Below are 24576 nucleotides of genomic sequence, written 5' to 3' on the forward strand. Positions count from 1 at the left end.
AGTTCGAGCCCGAGAAAGTTCGAGAGAGAGCTGAGATGTCATGACGACGACCAGTGGCGCCGCGTACGCGCCCGAACCGATACCCGCCCCCGTTGTCCGTCCCGGTGAGTTCCCGTTCGCCGCGGTGCGCCTCGACCACGGGCACATCTACGGGATGTGCGAGGGCCTGATCAGTGCCGGTGGGACGCTCAAGTGGGTCTACGACCCGGACCCCGCGAAGGTGACGGCGTTCCGGGAGAAGTTCCCGGACGTGCGGGTGGCGCGTAGCGAGGACGAGGTGCTCGACGACGACGAGGTCCTCCTCGTCGCGGGCGCCGCGGTCACCTCGGAGCGCTGTGCGCTGGGCCTGCGCGTGATCGAGGCGGGCAAGGACTACTTCACCGACAAGGCTCCGCTGACGACCCTCGACCAGCTCGCAGCGGCCCGGGAGGCGACCGCGCGGACCGGGCGCAAGTACGCCGTCTACTACTCCGAGCGGATCCACGTCGAGGCGGCGGTGCTGGCCGGCCAGCTCATCGACCAGGGCGCGATCGGCCGCGTGCTGCAGGTCATGGGCCTCGGCCCGCACCGCCTGGGCACGGGACGTCCGGACTGGTTCTTCGAGAAGGAGAAGTACGGCGGGATCCTGTGCGACATCGGTAGCCACAACTTCGAGCAGATGCTCCACTTCGCCGGCGCCAAGGACGCCGAGGTGGCGTACTCGGCGATCGCGAACTATCACCACCCCGAGCACCCGGGGCTCGACGACTTCGGCGAGGCGACGATCGTCATGGACAACGGTGCCAGCGGCTACTGCCGGGTCGACTGGTTCACCCCGGACGGCCTGAGCACCTGGGGCGACGGACGTACCTTCGTGCTGGGCACCGATGGCTACATCGAGCTGCGCAAGTACGCCAACGTCGGCACGAACGAGGGCCCGGGCCACGTGTTCCTCGTCGACGGCAAGGATGAGCACCACCTCGTCGCGGACGGGAACGTGGGCTTCCCCTTCTTCGGCCAGCTCGTCATCGACTGCCTCGAACGCACGGAGACCGCGATGACGCAGGAGCACGCGTTCAAGGCGGCCGAGCTCAGCGTCCTGGCCCAGAGGGGCGCGCGGGTCCTCACGCCGTGACCCTGTTCGCCTGGTCCCTAGCTGCTGCAACCGACCGAACTCGCTGACTTCGGTCCCTTGGGATGAGATCGGTCGGTCAACCGACCGATCTCATCCCATCAGACCGATCTCATCCTGGTACGGTGCCGACCCCAACCTGCGGACCGAAGGAGTGTTCTCGACGATGGTGTTGGAGCGACATGGTCTCGTCGTCGACGTGGTCCCGGAGAAGCGCGAGGAGTACCTGCGTCTGCACGCGGCGGTCTGGCCGCAGGTGGAGGCGACCCTCCAGGCCTGCAACGTGCACAACTACACGATCTTCGTCCTGGAGAACACGCTGTTCGCCTACTACGAGTACACCGGCGCCGACCACGCTGCCGACATGGCGCGGATCGCGCAGGACCCGGTCACCCGGGAGTGGTGGACGCACACGGACCCGTGCCAGACACCCTTCGGGCGGGACGCCGGACCCGGTGAGACGTGGCGGGACATGCGGGAGGTGTGGCACCTGGAGTAGGCGACGCCCGGTCCGGCCGCCGGCGGACGAGCCCGTGGTGGACGCTTGTCCGGGTTGGTCGCCGATAAGGTTAGGCTTACCTGCGTGACTCCTACTGCTCTCCGTGGTGACGACCTCGTGCTGGGCTACCAGCGCACCACCGTCGTGCACGGTGTCGTCGTGCACCTGACACCGGGCGTCGTGACCGCCCTCGTCGGCCCGAACGGGTCCGGCAAGTCGACGGTGCTTCGCTCGCTCGCCCGCCTGCACCCGGTGCAGCAGGGCACCGTCAACCTCGGCGCCACACCCGACGACGCCGTCGACGCCGCGCCGCTGTCGGCGCGCGAGTTCGCCCGCCGCGTCACGCTGCTCGCCCAGTCCCGTCCGCACCCGGCCGGGCTCGAGGTGCGCGACGTCGTGACGTTCGGCCGGCACCCGCACCGCCGCCGGTTCGCGCCGCTGACCGACGCCGACCACGCCGCGATCGACCGGGCGATGGCCATCACCGGGGTCGCCGGGATGGCCCGCCGCGGCGTCGACCAGCTCTCCGGCGGGGAGGTGCAGCGGGTCTGGCTGGCGACCTGCCTGGCGCAGGAGACCGGCGTCGTCCTGCTGGACGAGCCCACCAACCACCTCGACCTGCGCTACCAGGTCGAGACGCTCGACCTCGTGCGTGACCTCGCCGAGGAGCACGGCACCGCCGTCGGCATCGTGCTGCACGATTTGGACCACGCCGCCTCCGTCGCGGACGCCGTCGTCCTGCTGCACCAGGGACGCGTGCTCGCGGCAGGGCCGCCCGCCCAGGTGCTCACGTCCGAGCACCTGTCGCTCGCCTACGGCCTGCCGATCGACGTCACCACCGACCCCGGCACGGGACGGGTCCGCGTGCACCCGCGCGGCCGCCACCACGGCCGGACGCGCTGACCTGCCACCGCCCCTCGGGCGCCTCGGCGCCCCGCACCATCCGCCGTACGCGGCGAGTACCGACCGACACGACGTGTCACGAACCTCAAGGAGACCCATGTCCCTGCGCTCCACCGCGCCCCTGGCGGGCGCCGCACTGATCCTGCCGCTCGTGCTGGCGGGCTGCGGCACCACCGACCCGAGCACGGCCGCCCCGGCGGCCCCGACCGAGGCGGTCTCCGGCGACTGCGCGGACGTCACGACAGCGACCGGGCCGGTCTCGCTGACCGACTCCTTCGGTCGCACGGTCGAGCTGGACCAGCCGGCCGAGCGCGTAGCGGTGCTGGAGTGGCAGCAGACGGAGGACCTGCTCAGCCTCTGCGTGAACCCGGTGGCCGTCGCCGACGTCGAGGGCTACACCACCTGGAACAACGCCGAGGAGCTGCCCGACGGCGTGACCGACGTCGGCACGCGCGGCGAGCCGAACCTCGACGCCCTGTACGCGACGGACCCCGACCTCGTCATCATCGAGGCCTACACGCCCGACGACGAGATCATCGCCAAGCTCGAGGCGTACGACGTCCCCGTGCTGGCCACCAAGGGCGGCGACGCCGCCGACCCGATCGAGAACATGTTCGCCACCTTCGACCTCATCGCGCAGGCCACCGGCCGCACGGAGCGTGCCGAGAGCGTCACGGAGGAGTTCGAGCAGCACGTGGCCGACGGCGCCGCGCAGATCGCGGAGGCAGATCCGGAGCACACCGACTTCGTCTACTTCGACGGCTCGGTCGACGGCGGCAACGTCGCGCTGCGCCCGTTCGGGCAGGGCTCGCTGATCGGGGAGCTCGGCGAGGAGCTCGGTCTGACCAACGCCTGGACGGGCGAGGTCGACCCCGCCTACGGCCTGGGCCAGTCCGACATCGAGGGCATGACGGAGGTCGGCTCCGCCACCCTGCTGCGCACCGGCACCAAGGAGGGGGAGACCGACGGGGCCACCGAGCTGACCAAGAACGACGTCTGGGCCGGCCTGCCCGCCGTCGCCGAGGACCGGTCCCACGCGTTCCCCGAGCACATCTGGACGTTCGGCGGCCCGCGCTCCGCCGAGAAGGTCATCGACGCCTACGTCGACGTCTTCGCGAAGTGACGCGATGACCGTCACCCGGTCGCCGTCCCCGACGGAAACCTTGCCACAGGCACCCGCCTCCCGCCCCACCGCGTGGGCGACCGGTGCCGCGACCCTGGTGGTGCTCGCGCTGGCCGTGCTCGTCGTCGGTGCCTGGCACCTGACGCAGGGCACGTCCGGCGTCGGAGCGGGCGACCTGCTGCGCCTGGTCACCGGGCAGGACCCGAGCGACTCCGGTGCGGTCCGCGACATCCTCGTCGGCTCCCGCCTGCCGCGCCTCGCGGCGGGCGTGGCCGTCGGGTTCGCCCTGGGCGTGGCGGGTGCGCTCTTCCAGTCGATCGCCCGCAACGCCCTGGCCTCGCCGGACACCCTCGCGGTGACCGCAGGCTCCTACCTGGCGGTCGTCGTCGTGTCCGCGTTCGGGCTGGCGGTCCCGTTCTGGGCCTCGGGTGCCGTCGCGTTCGCCGGTGGTATCGCCGCCGCCGGGCTCGTGCTCGGGCTGGCCGGGGGCGGGGGCTCGTCCACCACGCGCCTGGTGCTCGCCGGGACCGCCGTCGCCCTGGCGCTGCAGGCCGCGACCTCCGCGCTGCTCATCCTGTTCGAGGCGGAGACCACGGGGCTGTTCGCCTGGGGCAGCGGCTCCCTGAGCCAGCTCAACCTCACCGCGTTCTGGCGGGTGCTGCCCGTCGTCGTGCTCGTCACCGTGGTCGGCGTGCTGCTGTCCCGGCGCCTGGACGCGCTCGGCCTGGGCGACGACACGGCGAGCGCGCTGGGTGTGCCGGTGCGTTCCACTCGTGTGCTCGGTGTGCTGCTGGCCGTGCTCCTCACCGCCGCCGCGGTGACCCTCGCGGGTCCGCTCGGGTTCGTCGGCCTGGCCGCACCCGTGGTCGCCCGACTGCTCGCGCGGGTGGTCCCCGCGCTGCACCGGCACGCGATCCTGCTGCCGGCCGCCGGGCTGCTCGGATCCTTCGTCGTCGTGCTCGCCGACGTCGTCGTCCGTGCCGTGCTGGGTGCCGAGGAGGCGTTGTCGGTGCCGACGGGCGTCGCCACGACGATCGCCGGTGCCCTGATCATGGTGCTGCTCGCGCGACACCTGCGCGACGCCGGGCCGTCCCGGAGACCACCGACGGCGACGGCCGGACCACGCAGCACGCGGCGCTTCGTCGTCGCGCTGAGCGTCTGCGTGGCACTCGCGGTCGGCGTGGCGGTGCTCGGCCTGCTCGCCGGGTCGACCTGGCTCCGGACCGGCGACATCGCGCTGTGGCTGCAGGGCCAGGGGCCGGCTGTGGTCCAGTTCGCGCTCGACGAGCGCGCGCCACGGCTGCTGGCCGCCCTCGCCGCCGGGGCGGCGCTCGCCCTCGCCGGGACGATGGTGCAGGCGACGGCCCGCAACCCGCTCGCCGAACCCGCCATCCTCGGGATCACCGGGGGAGCGGGCCTCGGCGCGGTGATCGTGGTGACGGCGGTCGCCGGTACCGCCTGGGGCAACGGGATCGCGGCGAGCAACGGTGCGATGCTCGTCGCGGCCGTGGCCGGCGGTCTGCTGGCCTTCGGCGTCGTCTACCTGCTGGCCTGGCGCGGCGGGCTGCACGCCGACCGGCTCGTGCTCATCGGCATCGGCATCGGCTACCTGACCACCGCGCTGACGACGTTCCTGCTGCTGAACTCCGACCCGTGGAACACCCCGCGGATCTACACCTGGCTGTCGGGCACCACGTACGGGCGCAGCTTCGACCAGATCCTGCCCGTCGTCGTGGTGCTGGCGCTCGCGGTGCCCCTCGCACTGCTGGTCCGGCGTGAGCTGGACCTGCTCGCCGTCGACGACGACACGCCGCGCCTGGTGGGGGTCCGGCTGGAGCGCAGCCGGCTGCTCGTGCTCGCCGCCGCGGCCGTGCTGGCAGCGACGAGCGTGACGGCCGTCGGTGTCGTGGGGTTCGTCGGCCTCGTGGCTCCGCACGCCGCGCGCGCTCTCGTGGGCGGCAGGCACGCGCGGGTGCTGCCGGTGGCGATGCTGCTCGGGGCCGTGCTGCTCGGTCTGGCCGACACCCTGGGCCGGACCGTGATCGCACCGGCGCAGCTGCCCGCCGGCCTGGCGGTCGCGCTGCTCGGGGCGCCCTACTTCGTCTGGCTCCTGAGCCGTTCCCGGGCGTGACCCCGGGCGGTCAGCCGCCCGGACTCACGCCCGCTGCCCGGCCCGTCCGCCCGCTGCCCGGCCCGGCCCGTCCGCCCGCTGCCCGGCCCGGGCCGGGCCAGGACCCCGGCCCTGACCCGACGTACCCGGTACCGCGAGTCAGGGCCGCAGTCCGGTTCCAGGGCTGCGAACCTGCGCATCGTCGTCAGCCGACGTCGTGCGCCCGCACCATCCGCTCCTCGCGGAGCGCCACCTCCAGCGCCACGAACGCCAGCACGTCCAGCAGGAGCCCGAACGCGGCAGTCCACTGCACGGCGCGGAACACCAGGAGCTGGGTGAACAGCAAGCTGATCAGCACCGCGCGGCGCACCCAGACGGCGCCGCGCAGGTGGGCCCGCCGGCCGGCGACGACGCCGACGACCAGCAGCGTCACGGACGCCCCGACGGCCGTGAGGATCGCGACGCCGGTCCACTCCGGCAGCCCGGGCACGAGCCCCCGCGCCACCCGGGCGCCCACCCACGCCTGCGTCGCACCGACGACCAGGAGCACGGAGATCACCAGCCACGCGGCCCACGTCCGGTCCACGAGCCCGTCGAGCCACCGCACCACGCGGTCGACGCCGCCGCGTACCGGGTCCGGCACGTCGGTGTCGTCGTCCGGAACCGCCTCGATCAGCCTGGCCACCCGTTCCGCGCCGGGTTCGCCGGCACCCTGCGCGGCGAGCGCGCGCGCCTCCTCCCGGGCGGTCGGCGTGAAGCCGCCGGCCAGCCCGGCGGTGAGCCGGTCGGCCGCCACGGCGAGGTATTCGGCGGGGTGGTGCGCCCGCCGGCCGTGCAGCCCTTCGACGACCAGCACGAGCAGCACCGTGACGAGATAGATGATCGCGGCGGTGGGCGCATAGAAGTAGTCGTTGTCGGACGTGACGAACTTGCCCACCTCGTCGATGAACAACCCGAAGCCGACGCCGCCGAGGACCGCGCCGAGCGACCGCGGTGCCGGTCCCACGTACGACAGCAGCAGCATGATGGCCAGTGCCATGAGCAGACCGCCCCACAGGACGTGGGCGAGATGCAGCCCACCGCCACCGACCTGCGGGTAGCCCGTCGCGGCCAGCGCCGCCCGCGTGGTGAGCACGGTCACGACGCTCGCCACGAGGAAGGTCACCAGGTGCCGCACCGCGGCGGTGTCGCGCGGGGCCCCGAGCCGCAGCAGGTGCCCGCGGCCGCCGAGCCCACCCGGTCCGGTCGTCACCTCGTTCATCACGCAGTCTCCCTTCGTGCTCCACGGCGATGAGATTCGCCGAGGCTCCCAGTCTGTCCCGACATACCGATCAACCGGGTTCCGAGGAGAACATCATGACCACGACCTACACGTTCGACGTCTGCTCCAGCCTCGACGGGTTCGGTGCCGCGGGCGGGGACTGGTCCGGCTACTGGGGCAAGCAGGGCCCCGAGCTGCTCGACCACCGGCTCGCCCTCTACGAACCCGAGCAGCGGATGGTCCTCGGCGCCAACACCTACCGGGCGTTCGCCCAGATGCTGGCCGCGAGCACCGAGGAGTCCGACGTGCGGGACCCCTGGGTCACCCGGATGCGGAACCTGCCGGCCACGGTGGTGTCGACGACGCTGGACGAACCCCTCGACTGGCCCGACGCGACAGTCGTGCGCGGCGACGCCGTCGACGCCGTCGCGCGGCTCAAGGAGGAGTCCGACGTACCGTTGCGCTCCCACGGCAGCCTGTCCATGAACCGGGCACTGATGGCGGCCGGCCTGGTCGACCTCGTTCAGGTGACGCTCTTTCCCGTGGTCACCGGCCGCTCCGGGCTGGACCCGATCTTCCAGGGTGCGGCCGACTTCGACCTCGAGCTGATCGAGAGCCGGACGCTCGACGGCCGCACCCTGGAGCTCAGCTACCGGCCGACGCTGCACCGATGACGTCGGTCGTCATCGCGAGGTCGCGCGACGCGTCGAAGTCGTCCGCCAGGGCCTCGAGGCGGCCGGCCGCCAGCGACAGGGAATCCGAGCCGAGGAGCTGGTGCAGCGGGGCCTCGCCGGCGGTCGCGACGGTGATGATGGCCGCAGCGACCTTGGCGGGGTCGCCGAGCTGCGTCCCCGGCATCGCCAGGTGCTGCTCGACCATCTCCCGGACGGCGGGGTAGGCGTCGCTGGTGGACCGCGGCATGCCGAGCGAGACCGGGCGCAGGAAGTCGGTGCGTAGGTAGCCGGGCTCGATCAGGTGCACGCGCACGCCGTGGTCGCCGACCTCGGCGGCCAGCGACTCCGTGAGCGCCTCCAGGGCGAACTTGCCCGCTGCGTACAGGCCCCAGCCCGGGAAGGGCACCAGCCCGACGACGGAGGACACGTTGACGACATGGCCGCTGCGGCGCTCGCGGAAACCCGGCAGGACCGCGCGCAGCACGTTCCAGACGCCGAAGACCTGCACGTCGAACATCGCGCGGGCGTCGGCGTCGGAGACTTCCTCGACGGCGGCGAGATAGCCGTAGCCCGCGTTGTTCACGACCACGTCGAGGTTTCCGAACCGCTGCTCGGTGGTGGCGATCGCCTGCGTGACCTGCGCCTGGTCGGCGAGGTCTACCGCGAGGGGCAGCAGGCGGGACGTGTCCGTCCCGCCGAGCGCCGCGACCAGCCGCTCCGTCGAGCGGGTGGTGGCCGCGACGTCGTCGCCCCGCTCGAGCAGCTGCCGGACGAGCTCGAGGCCGAGGCCGCGCGAAGTGCCGGTGACGAACCAGGTGGCCGGGCGGTCAGTGGGGTAAGCCATGGTGGTGTGCTCCTTGGGTGGTCGGACGTCGGCACGTCGTGCCGACCCCTCAACCCTCCGGTCGGACGCGGCGCCCGCGGGCTCCACAACCCGTCGGGTGCGTCCTGGGTGCGCGCGGACCAGGACGCAGAGGCCTACCCACGGGGCGCCGTCGCGTCGAGCGGGCGCCCAGAATGGTGGCATGCCCGAGAAGAACGGTGAGCTCGCGGACTTCCTCCGCAAGGCCCGCGGCCAGTGCGACGCGACCCGTGCCGGCCTGCCGGCGGACGGCAGGGTGCGCCGGGTGCCGGGACTGCGCCGCGAGGAGGTCGCGTTCCTCGCGGGGGTCTCGGCCGACTACTACGCACGCCTCGAACAGGGGCGGCGCATCGTCCCGTCCGCGTCGGTGGTGGACGCCATCGGCCGGGCGCTGGAGCTCGACGAGGCGGGACGGGCTCACCTCGCGGACCTGATCGGTCTGGACTCCACCAGCTCGAGGCCACGCGCACTACCGGTCCAGCGGGTCCGTCCGGGGCTGTACCAGCTGCTCGCAGCCCTCGGCGACGTGCCGGTGCTCGTGCTCGGTCGCCGGGCCGACGTGCTCACGCAGAACCGCCTGGGCAAGGCCCTCTTCACCGACTTCGAGCGGTTCCCGGCCGCGCGCCGGAACTATGCGCGCTGGATGCTCCTCGACGACGACGCGCGCACCCTGTTCGTCGACTGGGAGGAGCAGGCGCGCGTCGCTGTGCAGAGCCTGCGGCTGGAGGCGGGCAACGACCCGGCAGACCGGGCCACCGCCGACCTGGTCGAGGAGCTGCGGGGGGCCAGCCCCGACTTCGGCCGCTGGTGGGACGAGCACCGGGTCAACCAGCGCACGTACGGTTCCAAACGGCTGCGCCACCCCGTGGTCGGGGACCTCACGGTCGAGTACGAGACGCTCACGCTGCCCGGCGACGCCCGCACGACGCTGTACGCCTACTCGGCCGAGGCAGGCTCGCCGTCGGAGCGGGCGTTGAGCCTCCTGGCGAGCTGGTCGCTGGCCGGCCCCGTCACCGCACCACCGCCGCGATCGCGCTGACCTCGATGAGCGCGCCGGGCACCCCCAGCCCGGCGACGCGCGCCCCGAGCACCAACGGCGGCTCGTCGGAGGCGAGCACCGGGGCGATCGCCCCGTACGCCGCGCGGAGGTCGACACCGTCCACGAAGAGCACGGTCCACTGCACGACGTCGGCGAAGGTGGCCCCGGCCGCGGCCAGCGCGACCCCGGCGTTCTCCAGGGCACGTGCCGCCTGCACGGCGACGTCCTCCGCACCGACGAGCGAGCCGTCCGCGTCGACGGCGTTCTGGCCGCCCACGTAGATGGTGGTCGCGCCGGGCGGTACCACCGCGACGTGGCTGAAGGCCGGGCTCGAGACGAGCCCCTCGGGGCGAAGACGCTGGATCGATGTCATGCCCAGATGCTGCCAGGAGCCACTGACACGCCCGCGGCTCGTGACCGGCCGGGCGGGCACGGCACGCGGTCAGTCGAACAGGCGCCGGAACACGTTCGTGTCGGCGAGGTCGACGAGCTCGTCCCCGCGCCCCGACATGATCGTGCGGAGCGCGTACAGCGTGAAGCCCCGTACCTGCTCGGCCGAGATCGCCGGCGGGATCGACAGCTCCTGCTGGGCGGTGACGACGTCGACCAGCGCCGGGCCGTCGTGGTCGAAGGCCGTGCGCAGGGCGCCCTCCAGGTCGTCGGGCTGCTCCACACGCTGGCCGTGGATTCCCATCGCGTTCGCGACGTCGGCGAAGTTCGGGTTGTCGAGCTGGGTACCGAAGTTCACGAACCCGGCGGCCTTCATCTCCACCTCGACGAAGTTCAGCGAGGAGTTGTTGAACACCACGACCTTGACCGGCAGCTTGTTCTGCCGGATGGTCAGCAGCTCGCCGAAGAGCATCCCGAGCCCGCCGTCGCCCGACAGGGCGATCACCTGCCGCTCGGGGAACGCCGACTGGGCGCCGATGGCGTGGGGCACGGCGTTCGCCATGGTCCCGTGGCTGAACGACCCGATAAGGCGGCGGGCGCCGTTCATCGTCAGGTACCGGGACGCCCAGACCACCGGGGAGCCGACGTCCGGGATGAACACCGCATCGTCGGTGGCCAGCTCGCTCACGAGCCGCGCGAGGTACTGCGGGTGGATCGGCTCGCGGTTGCGGTCGTTGTCGGCGAGGTCGTCGAGGTCCTTCCGCGCCCTCGCGTAGTGCTTCAGCGAGGAGTCGAGGTGCTTGCGGTGGGTGTGCTCGTCGAGCAGGGGGAGGAGCGCGTCGACGGTGTCGCCGACGTCGCCCACGAGCCCGAGGTCGATCGGGGTGCGCCGGCCGAGCTGCTCACCCCGGATGTCGACCTGCACGATCTTCGCCTTCGACGGGTAGAACTGCTGGTAGGGGAAGTCGGTCCCGAGCATCAGCAGCGCGTCGCAGGCCTCCATGGCGCGGTAGCCCGAGGTGAACCCGAGCAGCCCCGTCATGCCGACGTCGTAGGGGTTGTCGTACTCGAGGAAGTCCTTGCCGCGCAGGGCGTGCACGACGGGCGCCTTGAGCTTCTCGGCGATCTCGAGCACCTGCCGGTGGGCCCCCTCGGTGCCCGCGCCGCCCAGGATCGTCACCTTCTTCGCCGCGTTCAGGATCTCGGCCGCCCGCCTGAGCTCGCCGTCACCCGGCCGCACGACGCTCTGCGAAGCCCGGATCGGCGCCGACTTCTTGCGGCCGGCGCTCTCGGCCAGGAAGACCTCGCCCGGGATGACGACGACGGCGACGCCGCGCTTCTCCACCGCGGTGCGCATGGCGATCTCGAGCACGCGTGGCAGCTGCTCCGGGATGCTCACCAGCTCCGTGTAGACGCTGCACTCGCGGAACAGGTCCTGCGGGTGCGTCTCCTGGAAGTAGTTGCTGCCGATCTCGGCCGTCGGGATCTGCGCCGCGATCGCGAGCACGGGCACCCGGCTCCGGTTGGCGTCGAAGAGCCCGTTGATCAGGTGCAGGTTGCCCGGGCCGCAGCTGCCCGCGCAGACCGTGAGCTCACCGGTCAGCGTGGCCTCGGCCGCAGCGGCGAAGGCCGCCGACTCCTCGTGCCGCACCTGCTCCCAGGTGACCCCAGCGCTCGTGCGGATGGCATCGGTGAACCCGTTCAGGGAGTCACCGGGCAGACCGTAGACCCGCTCGACCCCCGCGTCCTTGATGATCTCCACGACGGTCTCGGCGACATTCGTCATCTCGTGCACCTTCGCTCGTCAGCGGTCACCTCTCGATCAGAGAGCGTCTCGAACCTAGACCGGGCCGCAGGCCGTCGCAATGCCAGGTGCCGCGGGTCACGGCCACCGGCCACAGGGTGCGCCGCCGTGCCGGCGGACCCTACGAACCGTAGGCCTCGGCGAAGTCCGCGACCTTGTGCGCGTAGGACACCGATTCGTTGTAGGTGCCCAGCGCGGTGGCCCAGCCGTCGTCGGTGGTGACGTCGTCGCCGCTGTCGCACAGGTAGAGCGCCGCCGTCAGTGCCGCGTCGTCGATCTGGTTCGGATTCGCCTCGCCGTCGAGATTCCCGTCCTCGGCGTAGTCCGCCCAGGTGGTCGGGATGAACTGCATGGGGCCGACGGCGCGGTCGAACTCCGTGTCGCCGTCGAGCTCGCCCCGGTCGGTGTCGAGGATCTTCTTGACGCCCTCCCTGCCGTCCAGCGGAATGCCGATGATGGACGGGCGTACGGTGCCGTCGGTGGTCGCGCTGGCGCCGCCGTAGCTGCCGTGGATCGTCTCGACGGCGCCGATCCCCGCCAGCGTGTTCCAGCCGACGCCGCACTCCGGCCGGGTCTGTGCCAGCCGGAGGGACGCGCCGGCGTAGGCGGCCAGGGCCCGCTGGGGGATCTCCGTGCGCTCGGAGACGTCCTGGAGCCAGTCGGAGGGGGCAAGCTCGGCCAGGGGGACCGCGTCGGCATCCGCGTCGGGCTCCGCGGCGGACTCAGGGACGAGCTGGAGCGGTGCGGGCGGGAAGTCGAGCATCGGCGGGCTCGGGCTCTGGCTCGGTGCTGAGCCCATGCTGCAGCCGCCCAGGAGCAAGACGGCTGCGACGGTGGCGATCCCGGTTCGTGGAGTTCTCACGGTGCAGACATTACGGCTGTTCAGAGGTCCGGTTGTCCATCCCGACAAGACCTCCCGCACATGCGCGCATCTGGACCCGCCGGCGCGCCGGAACAGTAGGCTCGCGACATGCTCGTGCCTCCCGTGATCCCGGCCGCGCGATGACGGTGCTCGAGTACCCGGGCCGGGCGGCGGAGTGGCTGCACGCGCTGCCGCTCGGCAACGGGCGGCTGGGCGCGATGTGCTGGGGCGGTTCGACGGCGCGGTTCGACCTCAACCACGAGGGCGTGTGGTCCGGATCACCCGACGGCGACGCGGCGTCCGCCGGTGGCACCGACAGGGAGGCGCAGCAGCTCCTGGCGCGCGCCCGCCGCGCGGCGACGTCGGGGCGCTGGCACGAGGCCACCGCGCCGCTCCAGGCGCTGCAGGCCCCGTACGCCCAGACCTTCCTGCCTCTGGGCACGCTGGAGGTCGTGACGCCGGAAGCCGGTCCGGGCCGCCGGTCGCTCGACCTGCGCACCGGGACCCACACCTGGAGCCGGCCGGGAGGGCAGTCGCGGACCGTGGTCTCCGCGGTCGACGACGTTCTGCTGCACGTGGTCGACGGCGCGTCGTCGGACCCGGTCGAGGTGCGCCTGACCTCTCCGCTGCACGAGCTGCACCGCGAGCACGGTCCCGAGGGGATCGAGGTCCGGCTCCGCGCGCCGTCCGACGTCGCGCCAGGCCACGAGCCGGACCTTCCGGCCGCGACCGAGGGGCCCGGCGCCGTCGAGGCCTGCGTCGTCGTCGGCTGGCGCCGGCAGGGCGACCGGCTGGTGCTCGCCCTCGCCGTCGAGACGACGTATCGCGGGCCCGGCTCAGCGCTGCGCGGTTCGGCCACGGAGCTGGCCGACCGGGCCCGCGCACGGGTCGGGCGGGTGCTCGCCGAGGATCCAGCGGAGGTGCTGCGCCGGCACGACGCCGAGCACACCAGCCTGTTCGACCGGTGCGGCGTCCGGGTGGACCGACCGGGCCAGGAACCGCCCGGAACGATCGAGGAGCGCCTGGCCGTGGCGCGTGCGGACCCGCGGCGGGCCCTGGAGGCCGACCCCGGCCTGGCCGGAGCGCTGCTGGACCACGCCCGCTACCTGCTCATGTCCTCCTCGCGCGGCTGCCGGCTGCCCGCGACCCTGCAGGGCCTGTGGAACCTCGACATGCGACCGCCGTGGAGCTCCAGCTACACGCTCAACATCAACACCGAGATGAACTACTGGCCCGCCGAGGTCCTCGGGCTGCCCGAGACGGTCCAGCCGCTGGAGGACCTCGTCGTGGCGCTCGCGTCGAGCGGCCGGGCCACCGCCCGCCGGCTGGGCGCCGCGGGGTGGGCGGCACACCACAACAGCGACGCCTGGGCCTTCGCCTCGTCCGTCGGCGGCGGCCACGGCGACCTGGCCTGGGCGTTCTGGCCGGTGGGCGGCCTGTGGCTCGTCCGGCACCTGGTCGAGCGGGTGCGCTTCGGCTCGGTCGACGACGACCACGTCCGCGACGTCGTGTGGCCGGTGCTGCGCGACGCCGCGGAGTTCGCCCTCTCGTGGCTCGTGCGCGCGCCGGACGGCTCCTGGGGCACTGCCCCGTCCACCTCCCCGGAGAACACGTTCGTCGACGCGCGGGGCCGCACCGTCGCGGTGACCTGCTCGAGCGCCATGGACCGTGCACTGGTGCGCGACGTGCTGCGCTCCGTCGTGGAGCTCGCGCCGCGGATCGGTGCGGAGTCCGCCGGCCTCGCCGAGCGGGCCGCCGTCGTGCTCCCGGACCTGCCCGGCGTCCTCGTGGCCGCGGACGGACGGGTCATGGAGTGGGGCGAGGCGCAGGTCGAGAGCGATCCCCACCACCGGCACGTGAGCCACCTCTACCCCCTCTTCCCCGGGGACGAGCCGCTGACCGCGACCGAGGAGGCCGCGGCGGCCGCCTCCCTGGAGCGGCGCGGCGACGACTCGTCCGGCTGGTCGCTCGCCTGGAAGATCGCCCTCTGGGCCCGGCTGCACCGCCCCGACCGGGTCTCCGACCTGCTCGACCTCGTGCTCCGTGACGCGACCGGCGTGCACGGGCAGTGGGCAGGGGGCCTCTACCGCAACCTGTTCGCGGCGCACCCGCCGTTCCAGATCGACGGCAACCTTGGGTACGCGGCGGCGCTCGCCGAGTGCCTGCTGCAGAGCCACCGCGGGTACGTCGACCTCCTCCCGGCGCTCCCGGCCGAGCTCGCCACGGGCTCGGCCCATGGCCTGGTCGCGCGGCCGGGCGTCGTCGTGGACCTCGACTGGGCCGACGGCGACCTCGTCCAGGCCGTGGTGCGGCCCCGTTCGCCCACGCCGAAGGCGGTCGAAGGACGGACCGTGGTGCTGCGCTGGCGGGGTCGCGAGGTGCGGCGCCGGCTCGCCGAAGGGCCGCTCGTGGTGGGGCCTGCGGACTTCGGGGCCACGACTGAGGGGACGTGAGTCACTACGGCGATACGGTGGCACCATGCAGACGGCGCGGCAGGCGGGACTCCAACCCCGCCCACTCAGGCGGGTGTTGTCCTGAGAAGAGGACGCCGATGGCGTTTCCCACGTTCTACCGCCGCGCGTTCCTGAACAAGCGCGGCTTCCACGCGGGCGCGTATGTGCACGCTGCTATCGAGGTCACCGAGGGGTACTCCGGAGAGCCACAGAATTGAGGTCGGCTCCTGCGCTGTCATCCGGCACGATGACGCCCATGAACACCGTGACCTTGTGGCGGCCGACCGGCCCCACCGAGCTGGCGCTGGTCGAGGCATCGGGCTGGAGGTCGTGGCCGCCGCGCCTGCCCGAGCAGCCCATCTTCTACCCGGTGCTCAACGAGGACTACGCGACCAGGATCGCGCGGGACTGGAACGCCAAGGCGTCCGGAGTCGGGTACGTGACCCGGTTCGAGGTCGAGAAGGCGTTCCTGGACCGGTACGAGGTCCAGCAAGCGGGCGGGCAGACCATCCTGGAGTACTGGATCCCGGCCGAGGACCTGGAGGAGCTCAACGGACACATCGTCGGCACGATCGAGGTCGTTGCCGAGTATCGGTGAGCCAGGAGATCAGGGGACGACCGACAGCGGATGCACTGCGCCGATGCCCGCGTCCACGAGTGCGGCGTGCGTCATCGTCGCGGTCAGGGGCACGATCTCGTAGGCAGCTTCGAGCACCAGCGGGGTCTGTTCCAGGCGCACGCGTGTCGCCACGGTGACGTGCGGTGTCCAGGTTCCCGGTACGTAGTGCTTGTGCAGGTCGTCCTCCGACGGGTCGAGTGCCTCGACGAGCCGTTCCTGGCGCGCCGCGAGGCGGCTCGACACCGCGGGGATCAGGCTCATCCGGCCGCGCCGGAAGGCCGCGACGGCGTCGAGCTGGACGGTGGTCGCGCCGGCGTCGGGCAGCGATTCGACGGCGGCGCGTACCTTCTCCAGGTCCCAGGACCGTAGGACTGCCAGCGACAGGTGCGGCACGTGCCGGCCGTGGGTGTGCGTGGCAGGCGTCGGCACGCCCTTGGCCTCCAGTCGCTGCCAGAGCTGTCGCAGGACCCGCTCGGTCGGCCTGTCGAACAGCAGGCAGATGGCCAGTGCCACGAAGCCAGCGTAGGCCGCTTTCCGGGGTCCGGGGCGCTCGCACCGAGCCGCTGCTACTGGTCGCCGTCCGACTCGCTGGGCCTGCTGGCAGCCGAACGCAAGGGACCCGGTGACGTCATCGGCTACCGCGGACTGATCGCCAACACCCATGGGCTGGACGACGAGCCGGAGCTGGCGTTCGAGCTGCTGCGCAGGGTCTGGGGCCAGGGGTACGCGACCGAGGCTGCTCTGGCGGTTCTGGGCTGGGCGCAGGCGTCGGGCTACCGGCGGCTGTGGGCCACCGTCCGGGACTGGAACGGTGCTTCTCGTGGCGCGCTGGCGAAGCTCGGGTTCGCCGAGACCGGCCGAGTGGACCCGGACGAGGTGCACGGGGACTCGCTGTTCCTGGCCAGGGATCTGTGAGCGGGGAGGTCCTTCGCCGTGTCCGCGCGCCCGCCGGCGCTGACGCTTGCCCGTAGAGATCACCAGTGTCAGTGTCTGGGGGCAGTATCGGGGGTGGCAAACCGACCTGGAGGATCTCATGTCTGACACACCCACCACGCCCCGCACCTACCCGCACGGCGTGCCCAGCTGGATCGACCTGGAGACGCAGGACGTCGACGCGGCGCTCGACTTCTATGGCGAGCTGTTCGGCTGGAGGTTCACCGAGAAGCTGCCGCCCGGGGCGCCCGGGCGCTATGTCGTCGCGTCGTCGGACGGCACAGACGCCACGGCGATCGCCGCGGTCGCCACGCCCGCCGCGGGCTTCGACGGCGAGGTGGCGTGGCACACCTACCTCGCAGTGGACGACGTCGACGACACGGCCGCGCGGGTCGCGGAGCTGGGCGGCGTCGTGAGCTCGGCACTGGAGGACGTCGGACCCCCGGGGCGCCCCGCGGGCCGGATGGCACGGATCGTCGACCCGCAGGGGGCGCCCGGCCGGCTGTGGCAGGCGGGTACACGACTCGGCGCGCAGACCACCAATGCGCCGGACACGTGGAACTTCAGCAACCTGCTCACGCCGGACGTGGACGCCGCACTACGGTTCTACGGCCCCCTGCTCGGCTGGGAACGCACCGACGACCTCGGGGCCGGCATGGCGCGCGTCCCCGGGTACGGCGACCACCTGGCCCGCACGGTCGATCCCGGCATCCACGAGCGGCAGGCGTTCGTGCCATCCGGGTTCGCCGACGTCGTGGCCGGGGTCCTGCGAGCCGCCGGGCCGGCGCGCTGGTCGGTGGCCTTCGCCGTCAGCGACCGGGACGCCTCGGTCACGGCCGCACAGCGCTCCGGTGCGACGGTCCTGGCGACGGAGGACGGCGAGTGGAGCAAGGAGGCGACGATCCGCGACCCGTTCGGCGCCGAGCTCGTGCTCGCGCAGTTCGACCCGCCGGAATCGTTCCTCGAGGCGGAGAGTGAGGCGGAGAACCAGGCATGAGGACCGACCAGGACGCTGGACGTCGCAACCTCGTCGTCACGTCTGCCGGGCGGAGGAGGCGAGGCGAGCGGCGAGCGCGGTGACGAGCTCGCGCAGCTCAGCGGGGCGTTCGACGACGAACGGCAGGTCGAGCGAGGCGAGCACGGGAGGCAGCCAGTCGAGACGCTCGACCCGCAGCTCGGCACGCCACCAGTCCCCGGCCGCCTGGGTCTTGCCTGCCGGCGACTCGTGCTCCGTCAGGGTCGCGACGCTCGCGGGCAGGTGGGCCCGGATCTGGCCGGCCGTCCCGTTGATCCGCAAGGTCACCGCATGCCGGTACTCGGCCGTGGCGAACCGCGACAGCAGATGCTGTGCCGGATCGAGGCCCGCTGGCACCTCGAACGAGCCGGGCAGGGTCCGCGCGTCCGTGATGCGGTCGAGCCGGAGGGTGCGCTGCTCGTCGATCCCGACGTCCATGCCCGTGACGTACCACCGGCCCGAATGGGCGACGAGCCCGTAGGCGTGCAGCGTGCGCTCGCTGCGCCGCCCCTCGCGATCGGCGTACCTGATGGAGACCGGCCGGCGGTGGCGCACCGCGTCCGCGACGGTGAGCAGGACCGCGGTATCCGGGGGGTCGGGCGCACCGGTCTGCTCCGTCCAGGTCAGAGACTCCAGGAGCGTGTCGAGGCGTCGGGCGACGTGCTTGGGCAGCACCCGCCGGATCTTGGCCGAAGCCGTCTCACCGGCCGTGTGCTGCGACGTCGGGAGGCCTGCCCGGCGGCCGGCGGCCAGGCCGAGGAGGACGGCCGTCGCCTCGTCGTCGCTGAGCATCAGCGGAGGCAGGCGGTACCCGGAGCCGAGGCGGTAGCCGCCGTAACGACCGCGCACCGACTCCACCGGGATGTCCAGGTCGATCAGCTGGTCCACATAGCGACGCACGGTGCGTCCTTCGACACCGAGCCGGTCGGCGAGCTCGGCGATGGTCCGGGTGCCACCCGACTGCAGCAGCTCGAGGAGGGTCAGCACGCGGCCAGCTGGTCGGGACATCCTTCCAGGTTACGCGGATAGTGGACCGATCCTGTCCACTATTGGTCGTAGCCTCGGGCCTGCACCCCTTCCGCACAGCCAGAGGAGACCACTATGAACTTCGTCTCGATCCGCGTCATCACCGGCGACGTCGCGCGCCTCGTCACGTTCTACGAGCGGGCCACGGGACTGGAGGCGACGTGGGCCACCGAAGACTTCGCCGAGCTCAAGACCTCCGGCGCGACCCTGGCGATCGCCAGCACCCGGACCGTCCAGGTCTTCGGCCCGGGCTCCGCGCGCCCGGGGGACAACCACAGCGTGATCATCGAGTTCCTCGTCGACGACGTGGACCGCGTCCACGAGAACCTGACCGGGTTCGTCACCGACTTCGTCAACGAGCCCACCACGATGCCGTGGGGCAACCGGTCGCTGCTGTTCCGGGACCCTGACGGCAACCTGGTCAACTTCTTCACCCCGGTCTGACGAGCGGTGGCCGAAGCTCGTCGAACAGACCGTCAGAACGGCGACCTGGCAAGATGTTCCGGACAGGTTCCCGGCTCAGTCACCCGACGGCCATTCCTGGGTCGCGCGGGCTCGGCAATGTCGTGTTCTGCCCTGTCCGTTCGACCCCTCGGGAGATCGATCATGCGTTTGACCCCACGCCTGTCCGCCCTGCTTGCCGTCACCCTCGCCGGTGCCGCCACCGTGCTGCCTGCTTCGCCCGCCCTGGCGGCCGGTGCTCCTGAGCATGTCGACGTCGTCAACACCGCTCACCGCGGGGCCATGGGCCACGCACCGGAGAACACGCTGGCCGCCTTCGCCCTGGGCGGCGAGATGGGGTCCGACCTGGTCGAGTCGGACGTGCAGCGCTCCAAGGACGGTGTCCTGGTCCTCATACACGACACGACGTTGTCCCGCACCACCGACGTCGAGCAGGTCTTTCCCGACCGGGCGCCCTGGCGCGTGAGCGACTTCACCTACGAGGAGATCCAGCAGCTCGACGCCGGCTCCTGGTTCTCGGAGGAGTACGCGGGCGAGCCCGTTCCGACGATGGCTCAGATGATCGAGCTGATCAGGCCGACCCGCGCGGGCATCCTGATGGAGCTGAAGTCACCGGCGCTCTACCCGGGGATCGAGCGGCAGGTCGCCGAGGAGTTCGCGAGCTACCCCGGCTACGTGAGGTCGGCGGTCCGTGCCGAGCGGTTGGCGGTGCAGAGCTTCGACTGGGAGTCGATGGCGCGGTACCACGAGGTGCAGCCGGCCGTCCCCGTCGGCCTGCTGGGCCGCCCCGACGAGGCACTCCTCCCCGAGCTGTCGACGTGGGCCGACCAGATCAACCCGGGCTTCACCACGTTCGACGCCGCGTACGTCGAGACGGTTCACGAGCTCGGTATGGAGGTGCACACCTACACCGTCAACACGGCCGGCGACATGAACCTGGTCCTCGACCGGGACGTCGACGGTGTGATCACCAACTTCCCCGACGTCCTCGAGGACGTGCTCGCCGAACGCCGCACCGCGGGCTGACCAGGAGACCCTTCTGGCTCGGCGCGCGGATGAGCCGAGCCAGAGGGGGCCGCCGGACCGGCACGGCGAGCTCCGAGGGAACATCCCGTCAGGGGCTGGCGGGGAACGCCTTGCCGGGGTTCAGCAGCCCGCGCGGGTCCAGCGCATCCTTGATCGCCCGGTGCATCGCGAGCGTCACCGGGCTGAGCTCCGCCGCCGCGCCCCGCAGCTTGAGGAGCCCGACGCCGTGCTCGCCGGTGACCGTGCCGCCGAGTGCCCGGCACTCGTCGACGATGCGGTCGAACGCCGTCTTCGCGCGGGCCTTCGCCGCGTCGTCGCCCTCAGGAGCGATGATGAGCGGGTGCAGGTTGCCGTCACCGGCGTGCGCGATGTTGGCGATCACGACGTCTGCGTCCTTGGAGATGCTCTCGATGCGGCTGAGCATCTGGGGCACGGCGCCCCGCGGGACGCAGACGTCCTCCGTCAGCACGGGGCCCAGCCGCTCGAGCGCCGGGTACGCGAGACGACGGGCGAGGAACAGCCGGTCGACCTCGTCCGCCGCGAAGGCACGCTCCACGTGGGTGCCGCCCGCGTCCTCGAAGAGCGCGGCGACCTGCTCCGCCAGCGCCTCTCCCGCGCCTCCTGGCTCGTCGACCTTCGCGAGGAGCAGCGCGTCGGCACCCTCGGGGAGCGCCCACTCCTGCCAGTCCGCGACGGCGCGCAGGCAGGTGCTGTCGATGAGCTCCAGGGCCGCGGGCACGATCCCGGCGGCCGAGACGGCGGCCACGGCGTTCCCTGCGTCGGCGAGGGACGGGAACCAGCCCACGACCGCCCGGTCCTCGCGGCCGGCGAGCGGGCGGAGCTTCAGCGTCACGTCGACGATGATCCCCAGCGTCCCCTCGGAGCCGACCAGGAGCCCCGTCAGGTCGTAGCCCGTGACGCCCTTCGCGGTGGTCCGGCCGAGCCGGGCGACCGAGCCGTCGGCGAGCACCGCCGTCATCCCGAGCACGTAGTCGCGGGTGACGCCGTACTTGACGCAGCAGAGCCCGCCCGCGTTGGTCGCGACGTTGCCCCCGATCGTCGAGATCGCCTGGCTGGCCGGGTCCGGCGGGTACCAGAGCCCGTGCTCGGCCACGTGCCTGCGCAGGTCGTCGTTGAGCACGCCGGCCTCGACGACGGCGTACCGCTCCGCCGCGTTGACCTCGCGGATCCGGGTCATGCGTTCCAGCGACAGCACGACGGCGCCGGCCATCGCGTTCGCTCCGCCGGACAGACCCGTGCCGGCGCCGCGCGGCACGACCGGCGCGTCGTGCTCGGCGGCGATCCGCACCGTCGCGACGACGTCGTCCAGGCAGGTCGCGAGCACGACGGCGGCCGGCGTCACGTAGTCGGCCCACTCGGCGTCGTCGTGGGCGTAGCGTTCGACGGACGCGTCGTCGGTGAGCACGGCGTCGTCGGGCAGCGCGGTCTGCAGGGCCGCGGCCAGCGCGGACGGTTCGGTGCGGATCATTGGTCTCGGATCGTATCCCTCACCGAGCCTGCAGCCGGCCCTCCAGGCCGTCGAGCATCAGCGTGAGCCCTGCCGACAAGGTGCGCTGCGGGTCGCCGGCCGACGCGACGGCCTGCCCCACCTTGGACGAGATCGGCAGGTGCTCGTCGCGCATCGCCTGGGCGATCCGTGGTCCGACCAGCTCCCACCACTCGAGGTCGGTCAGCTGCGAGTCGCGGCGGGCGGCGTCGAGCGTGACCTGCCAGCGGGCGGCCGACGTGGCGAGGGACCGGACGGCGGTGAGCGTCTCGTCCATCTCGAGGAGCTCCAGGCCGATGCCGTCCAGCGGGGCGAGCTCGAGCTCGTAGGTGCGGCAGACGCCCGGCCCGAGGACGGGGCGTGCGGGAGGCACCTCGAGCGCCCAGGCGTGGGCGCACCCGTGCTCGAACACCCGCTGCGCGATGTGTTCGAGCCCCGCGCGCCAGTCGCCGACCTCGCCTGGGACGTCGTGCCCGGCGTAGGTGGCTCCGGCCACGTGGTCCAGCATCAGCTCGATCAGCTCGGCCTTGCCGGGTACGTGGCCGTAGAGGGTCATCACGGGCACCCCGACGTCGTCGGCGACGCGGCGCATGGTCAGCGCGCTCAGGCCCTCTGCGTCGGTCAGCCCGATCGCCGCGGTGACTATCGACCCGATCGTCACGCCGGAACGCCCCACCCTGGTCGACGGCTCCCAGAGCAGGCCGACCAGCGCGAGCGGGTCGCGGGGCGGGCGCGCGGTTCGAGGCATCGGGAACAACTTTAGGGTGCGGGGCGTTAGATCCGCGTCTACCGTACAACGTACGAAACGAGGATCTGTGCCCACTTCTCAGGAGACCACCCCCGTCACCGAGGAGCAGCGCGTGCTCGACGCCGCCTGGCGCCGGCGCGCCGACCTGCTCGCCGAGCTCGACAGCGAGCTCGAGGCCGCCCCGGCCACCGACTCGCGGACCACCGAACATGTCCGGCTCGCGCGTCTGAACGCCCGCCGTGGCGAGCTCCGGAGCGCTGCCGACGGCGTGATCTTCGGGCGGATCGACGGCGACGACGGTTCGGTGCGCCATCTCGGGCGGGTCGGTCTGTCCGGCGTCGCGCAGGACAGCGACCCGCTGGTGGTCGACTGGCGCGCCCCCGTCGCGCGTGCCTTCTACACGGCCACGCCGCTGGACCCGCAAGGGGTACGCCGCCGGCGCCACGTCCGCACCAGGGGACCCGAGGTGCTCGGCGTCGACGACGAGCCGATGGACGGCGGGCTCGACCACTCGGGCCTCGTGGGCGAGGGCGCACTGCTGGCCGCGCTGGACGAACGGCGCACCGGCCGGATGGGAACGGCCGTCGCGACGCTGCAGCGGGAGCAGGACGACGTGGTGCGCGCGGACGCGAGCACCGCACTGGTGGTGCAGGGTGGCCCGGGCACCGGCAAGACGGTGGTGGCGCTGCACCGGGTCGCCTACCTCCTGTTCACCCACCAGCACCTGGCGGAGCGGGGCGTCCTGGTCCTCGGTCCGTCCACCCGGTTCCTCGAGTACATCGGCCAGGTGCTCCCGGCGCTGGGGGAGACGGCAGCGGTGGCCGCCACGTGCGACACCCTGGTCTTCGCTGCCGGGGCCGAGCGCGACGAGAGCCGCGTGGCCGCCGAGATCAAGGGCCGCGCCTCCTGGCTCGCCGCACTGCGGCGCTACGTCGAGACCATGGTGCCGACCACCGACCGCCTCGCCCTGGTGCTCGACGGCGAGGAGTACGTGCTGCCCCCGGACCAGGTCGCCGCCGCGCGCCGCGGCGCACGGTCCGGGTCCAGGAGCCTCGACCAGGCCAGGGCACGCTTCGTGGACCGGGTGCACGACCTGCTGACCGACGCGGTGGCCGACCGGCAGACCGAGCTGCTCGCCCACGCCGAGGAGGGTTTCGAGGACGTGCTCGGGCGGCTCGACGCGAGCCTCGCCCGGCGGGACGACCGCGCGGCCCCCAGCGGGGTCAGCGGGTCCGACGTCGACGGCGTGCTCTCCGAGGCCGACCTGGAGGCACTGCGGGCCAGGATCTCGGAGGACCCCGACATCGCCAGGTCCTTGGCTGCCTGGTGGCCGCGACGGGACGCCGCGCACGAGCTCGCCGTCCTGCTGGCGGACCCGGTGCTGCTGCGCGCCCAGGCTCCTGAGCTCACCGATGACGAGCTCGCCGCCGTCACCGCGGAGACCGCGGGGGATCCGCGGAGCTGGTCGAGCGCCGACCTCGCGCTGCTCGACGCGCTGCGGGAGCTGATCGGGGACCCGGACGCGCGGACCTTCGGGCACGCCGTGGTGGACGAGGCCCAGGAGCTGTCACCGATGCAGTGGCACATGGTGGTGCGCCGCTGCCCGTCCCGCTCCATCACCGCCGTCGGCGACATCGACCAGGCCGAGTCCGCGAGCCTGCACACCGACTGGGCGCATGCGGTCGGTGACGCCCTCGGCGACCGCTGGCGTCGTACCGACCTGACGATCTGCTACCGCACCCCGCGGGAGGTCATGGCGTTGACGGCGGACGTGCTGCGGGCAGCGGGCAGCCGGAACGACCCACCGCGCGCGGTGCGGTCCTCCGGCGTCGAGCCGTGGACCCGCCAGGCGACCCACAGGGACCTGGCCGCGGTGGCCCGCGACGCCGTCGCCGGGCTCCAGCAGCGGTACGGCGACGGGACGGTCGGCGTCGTCGCGCCGGCCGGGCGGCTCGCCGCACTGCGCCAGGTCCTGTCCGACGAGGTACCGGTCCTGTCGCCGACCGACGCGAAGGGCCTGGAGTGGGACGCAGCGCTCGTGGTGGACCCCGACGGCATCGCGTCCGGTCCGCGCGGGTGGAACGCGCTGTACGTCGCGCTCACCCGGTGCACGCAGGAGCTCGGGCAGGTGGTCGTCGGCTGAGCGGCG

Annotated in this window: 23 protein-coding genes; 14 read left to right on the top strand and 9 right to left on the bottom strand. The window is 72.6% G+C overall.

Annotated elements, in window-relative coordinates; all coding sequences use genetic code 11:
• Window positions 1-40 precede the first annotated feature (40 nt).
• The 5 genes from AB0F40_RS15070 to AB0F40_RS15090 all read left to right on the top strand — a co-directional run bounded on the left by AB0F40_RS15070 (window position 41) and on the right by AB0F40_RS15090 (window position 5767).
• Window positions 41-1114 (top strand): Gfo/Idh/MocA family oxidoreductase, encoded by a 1074-nt coding sequence (locus tag AB0F40_RS15070; protein WP_357468753.1) that lies wholly within the window; start codon window positions 41-43, stop codon window positions 1112-1114.
• Window positions 1115-1277: 163 nt separating this feature from the next.
• Window positions 1278-1610, top strand: coding sequence for an L-rhamnose mutarotase (locus AB0F40_RS15075; protein ID WP_357468756.1), 333 nt, complete (start codon window positions 1278-1280; stop codon window positions 1608-1610).
• Window positions 1611-1694: 84 nt separating this feature from the next.
• Window positions 1695-2513: an ABC transporter ATP-binding protein gene (locus AB0F40_RS15080; RefSeq protein WP_357468759.1), complete on the top strand. Its 819-nt coding sequence runs from the start codon at window positions 1695-1697 to the stop codon at window positions 2511-2513.
• Between the two features lie 97 nt (window positions 2514-2610).
• Window positions 2611-3636, top strand: a complete 1026-nt coding sequence (locus AB0F40_RS15085; protein ID WP_357468763.1) for an iron-siderophore ABC transporter substrate-binding protein — start codon at window positions 2611-2613, stop codon at window positions 3634-3636.
• 4 nt (window positions 3637-3640) lie between these two features.
• The gene (locus AB0F40_RS15090; RefSeq protein ID WP_357468766.1) at window positions 3641-5767 is read left to right on the top strand and encodes an iron ABC transporter permease; all 2127 of its coding nucleotides are present in this window, start codon (window positions 3641-3643) and stop codon (window positions 5765-5767) included.
• 184 nt (window positions 5768-5951) lie between these two features.
• On the opposite strand, the gene AB0F40_RS15095 is transcribed toward AB0F40_RS15090, so the two are convergent.
• On the bottom strand, window positions 5952-7007 hold the full coding sequence (locus AB0F40_RS15095) for a hypothetical protein (RefSeq protein WP_357468769.1): 1056 nt from the start codon (window positions 7005-7007) through the stop codon (window positions 5952-5954).
• A 95-nt stretch (window positions 7008-7102) separates the two neighbouring features.
• On the opposite strand from AB0F40_RS15095, the gene AB0F40_RS15100 reads away from it, so the two are divergent.
• Window positions 7103-7681, top strand: coding sequence for a dihydrofolate reductase family protein (locus tag AB0F40_RS15100; RefSeq protein WP_357468772.1), 579 nt, complete (start codon window positions 7103-7105; stop codon window positions 7679-7681).
• Here AB0F40_RS15100 and AB0F40_RS15105 read toward each other — a convergent pair.
• Window positions 7653-8525, bottom strand: a complete 873-nt coding sequence (locus AB0F40_RS15105) for an SDR family NAD(P)-dependent oxidoreductase (RefSeq protein WP_357468775.1) — start codon at window positions 8523-8525, stop codon at window positions 7653-7655. The genes AB0F40_RS15100 and AB0F40_RS15105 overlap by 29 nt on opposite strands.
• A 181-nt stretch (window positions 8526-8706) precedes the next feature.
• On the opposite strand from AB0F40_RS15105, the gene AB0F40_RS15110 reads away from it, so the two are divergent.
• Window positions 8707-9582 (top strand): helix-turn-helix transcriptional regulator, encoded by an 876-nt coding sequence (locus AB0F40_RS15110; RefSeq protein ID WP_357468778.1) that lies wholly within the window; start codon window positions 8707-8709, stop codon window positions 9580-9582.
• On the opposite strand, the gene AB0F40_RS15115 is transcribed toward AB0F40_RS15110, so the two are convergent.
• From AB0F40_RS15115 to AB0F40_RS15125, 3 genes are all read right to left on the bottom strand, one after another.
• Window positions 9554-9955 carry a RidA family protein gene (locus AB0F40_RS15115; protein ID WP_357468781.1) on the bottom strand — a complete coding sequence of 134 codons (402 nt, stop codon included), beginning with the start codon at window positions 9953-9955 and terminating at the stop codon, window positions 9554-9556. The two genes, AB0F40_RS15110 and AB0F40_RS15115, sit on opposite strands and share 29 nt — an antisense overlap.
• 69 nt (window positions 9956-10024) lie before the next feature.
• Window positions 10025-11758 (bottom strand): ubiquinone-dependent pyruvate dehydrogenase, encoded by a 1734-nt coding sequence (poxB, locus tag AB0F40_RS15120; protein ID WP_357468784.1) that lies wholly within the window; start codon window positions 11756-11758, stop codon window positions 10025-10027.
• Window positions 11759-11897: 139 nt separating this feature from the next.
• Entirely contained in the window at window positions 11898-12638 is a 741-nt protein-coding gene (locus AB0F40_RS15125) for a lytic murein transglycosylase (RefSeq protein WP_357468787.1), read from the bottom strand.
• Between the two features lie 140 nt (window positions 12639-12778).
• Between AB0F40_RS15125 and AB0F40_RS15130 the strand changes: the two genes are divergently transcribed.
• Together AB0F40_RS15130 and AB0F40_RS15135 are read left to right on the top strand one after the other, a co-directional pair.
• Complete coding sequence (locus AB0F40_RS15130; protein WP_357468790.1) at window positions 12779-15091, top strand: glycoside hydrolase N-terminal domain-containing protein; 2313 nt, start codon at window positions 12779-12781, stop codon at window positions 15089-15091.
• Between the two features lie 256 nt (window positions 15092-15347).
• Window positions 15348-15689 carry a hypothetical protein gene (locus AB0F40_RS15135; protein WP_357468793.1) on the top strand — a complete coding sequence of 114 codons (342 nt, stop codon included), beginning with the start codon at window positions 15348-15350 and terminating at the stop codon, window positions 15687-15689.
• Between the two features lie 9 nt (window positions 15690-15698).
• Here AB0F40_RS15135 and AB0F40_RS15140 read toward each other — a convergent pair whose 3' ends face one another.
• Window positions 15699-16103 carry a 2'-5' RNA ligase family protein gene (locus tag AB0F40_RS15140; protein WP_357468795.1) on the bottom strand — a complete coding sequence of 135 codons (405 nt, stop codon included), beginning with the start codon at window positions 16101-16103 and terminating at the stop codon, window positions 15699-15701.
• On the opposite strand from AB0F40_RS15140, the gene AB0F40_RS15145 reads away from it, so the two are divergent.
• Window positions 16104-16625 carry a GNAT family N-acetyltransferase gene (locus tag AB0F40_RS15145; RefSeq protein ID WP_357468798.1) on the top strand — a complete coding sequence of 174 codons (522 nt, stop codon included), beginning with the start codon at window positions 16104-16106 and terminating at the stop codon, window positions 16623-16625.
• 118 nt (window positions 16626-16743) lie between these two features.
• On the top strand, window positions 16744-17640 hold the full coding sequence (locus AB0F40_RS15150; protein WP_357468801.1) for a VOC family protein: 897 nt from the start codon (window positions 16744-16746) through the stop codon (window positions 17638-17640).
• Between the two features lie 36 nt (window positions 17641-17676).
• On the opposite strand, the gene AB0F40_RS15155 is transcribed toward AB0F40_RS15150, so the two are convergent.
• Window positions 17677-18666 (bottom strand): YafY family protein, encoded by a 990-nt coding sequence (locus AB0F40_RS15155; RefSeq protein ID WP_357468804.1) that lies wholly within the window; start codon window positions 18664-18666, stop codon window positions 17677-17679.
• 93 nt (window positions 18667-18759) lie between these two features.
• On the opposite strand from AB0F40_RS15155, the gene AB0F40_RS15160 reads away from it, so the two are divergent.
• Together AB0F40_RS15160 and AB0F40_RS15165 are read left to right on the top strand one after the other, a co-directional pair.
• On the top strand, window positions 18760-19128 hold the full coding sequence (locus AB0F40_RS15160) for a VOC family protein (protein WP_357468807.1): 369 nt from the start codon (window positions 18760-18762) through the stop codon (window positions 19126-19128).
• 162 nt (window positions 19129-19290) lie between these two features.
• Window positions 19291-20172: a glycerophosphodiester phosphodiesterase family protein gene (locus tag AB0F40_RS15165; RefSeq protein ID WP_357468810.1), complete on the top strand. Its 882-nt coding sequence runs from the start codon at window positions 19291-19293 to the stop codon at window positions 20170-20172.
• Window positions 20173-20260: 88 nt separating this feature from the next.
• Here AB0F40_RS15165 and AB0F40_RS15170 read toward each other — a convergent pair whose 3' ends face one another.
• Together AB0F40_RS15170 and AB0F40_RS15175 are read right to left on the bottom strand one after the other, a co-directional pair.
• The gene (locus tag AB0F40_RS15170; protein WP_357468813.1) at window positions 20261-21661 is read right to left on the bottom strand and encodes an FAD-linked oxidase C-terminal domain-containing protein; all 1401 of its coding nucleotides are present in this window, start codon (window positions 21659-21661) and stop codon (window positions 20261-20263) included.
• A 19-nt stretch (window positions 21662-21680) separates the two neighbouring features.
• On the bottom strand, window positions 21681-22427 hold the full coding sequence (locus AB0F40_RS15175) for a helix-turn-helix domain-containing protein (protein ID WP_357468816.1): 747 nt from the start codon (window positions 22425-22427) through the stop codon (window positions 21681-21683).
• A 67-nt stretch (window positions 22428-22494) separates the two neighbouring features.
• On the opposite strand from AB0F40_RS15175, the gene AB0F40_RS15180 reads away from it, so the two are divergent.
• The gene (locus tag AB0F40_RS15180) at window positions 22495-24570 is read left to right on the top strand and encodes an AAA family ATPase (RefSeq protein ID WP_357468819.1); all 2076 of its coding nucleotides are present in this window, start codon (window positions 22495-22497) and stop codon (window positions 24568-24570) included.
• Window positions 24571-24576 lie beyond the last annotated feature (6 nt).

The organism is Promicromonospora sp. NPDC023987 (genome assembly GCF_040639055.1).
In the GTDB taxonomy this organism is placed as follows: domain Bacteria; phylum Actinomycetota; class Actinomycetes; order Actinomycetales; family Cellulomonadaceae; genus Promicromonospora.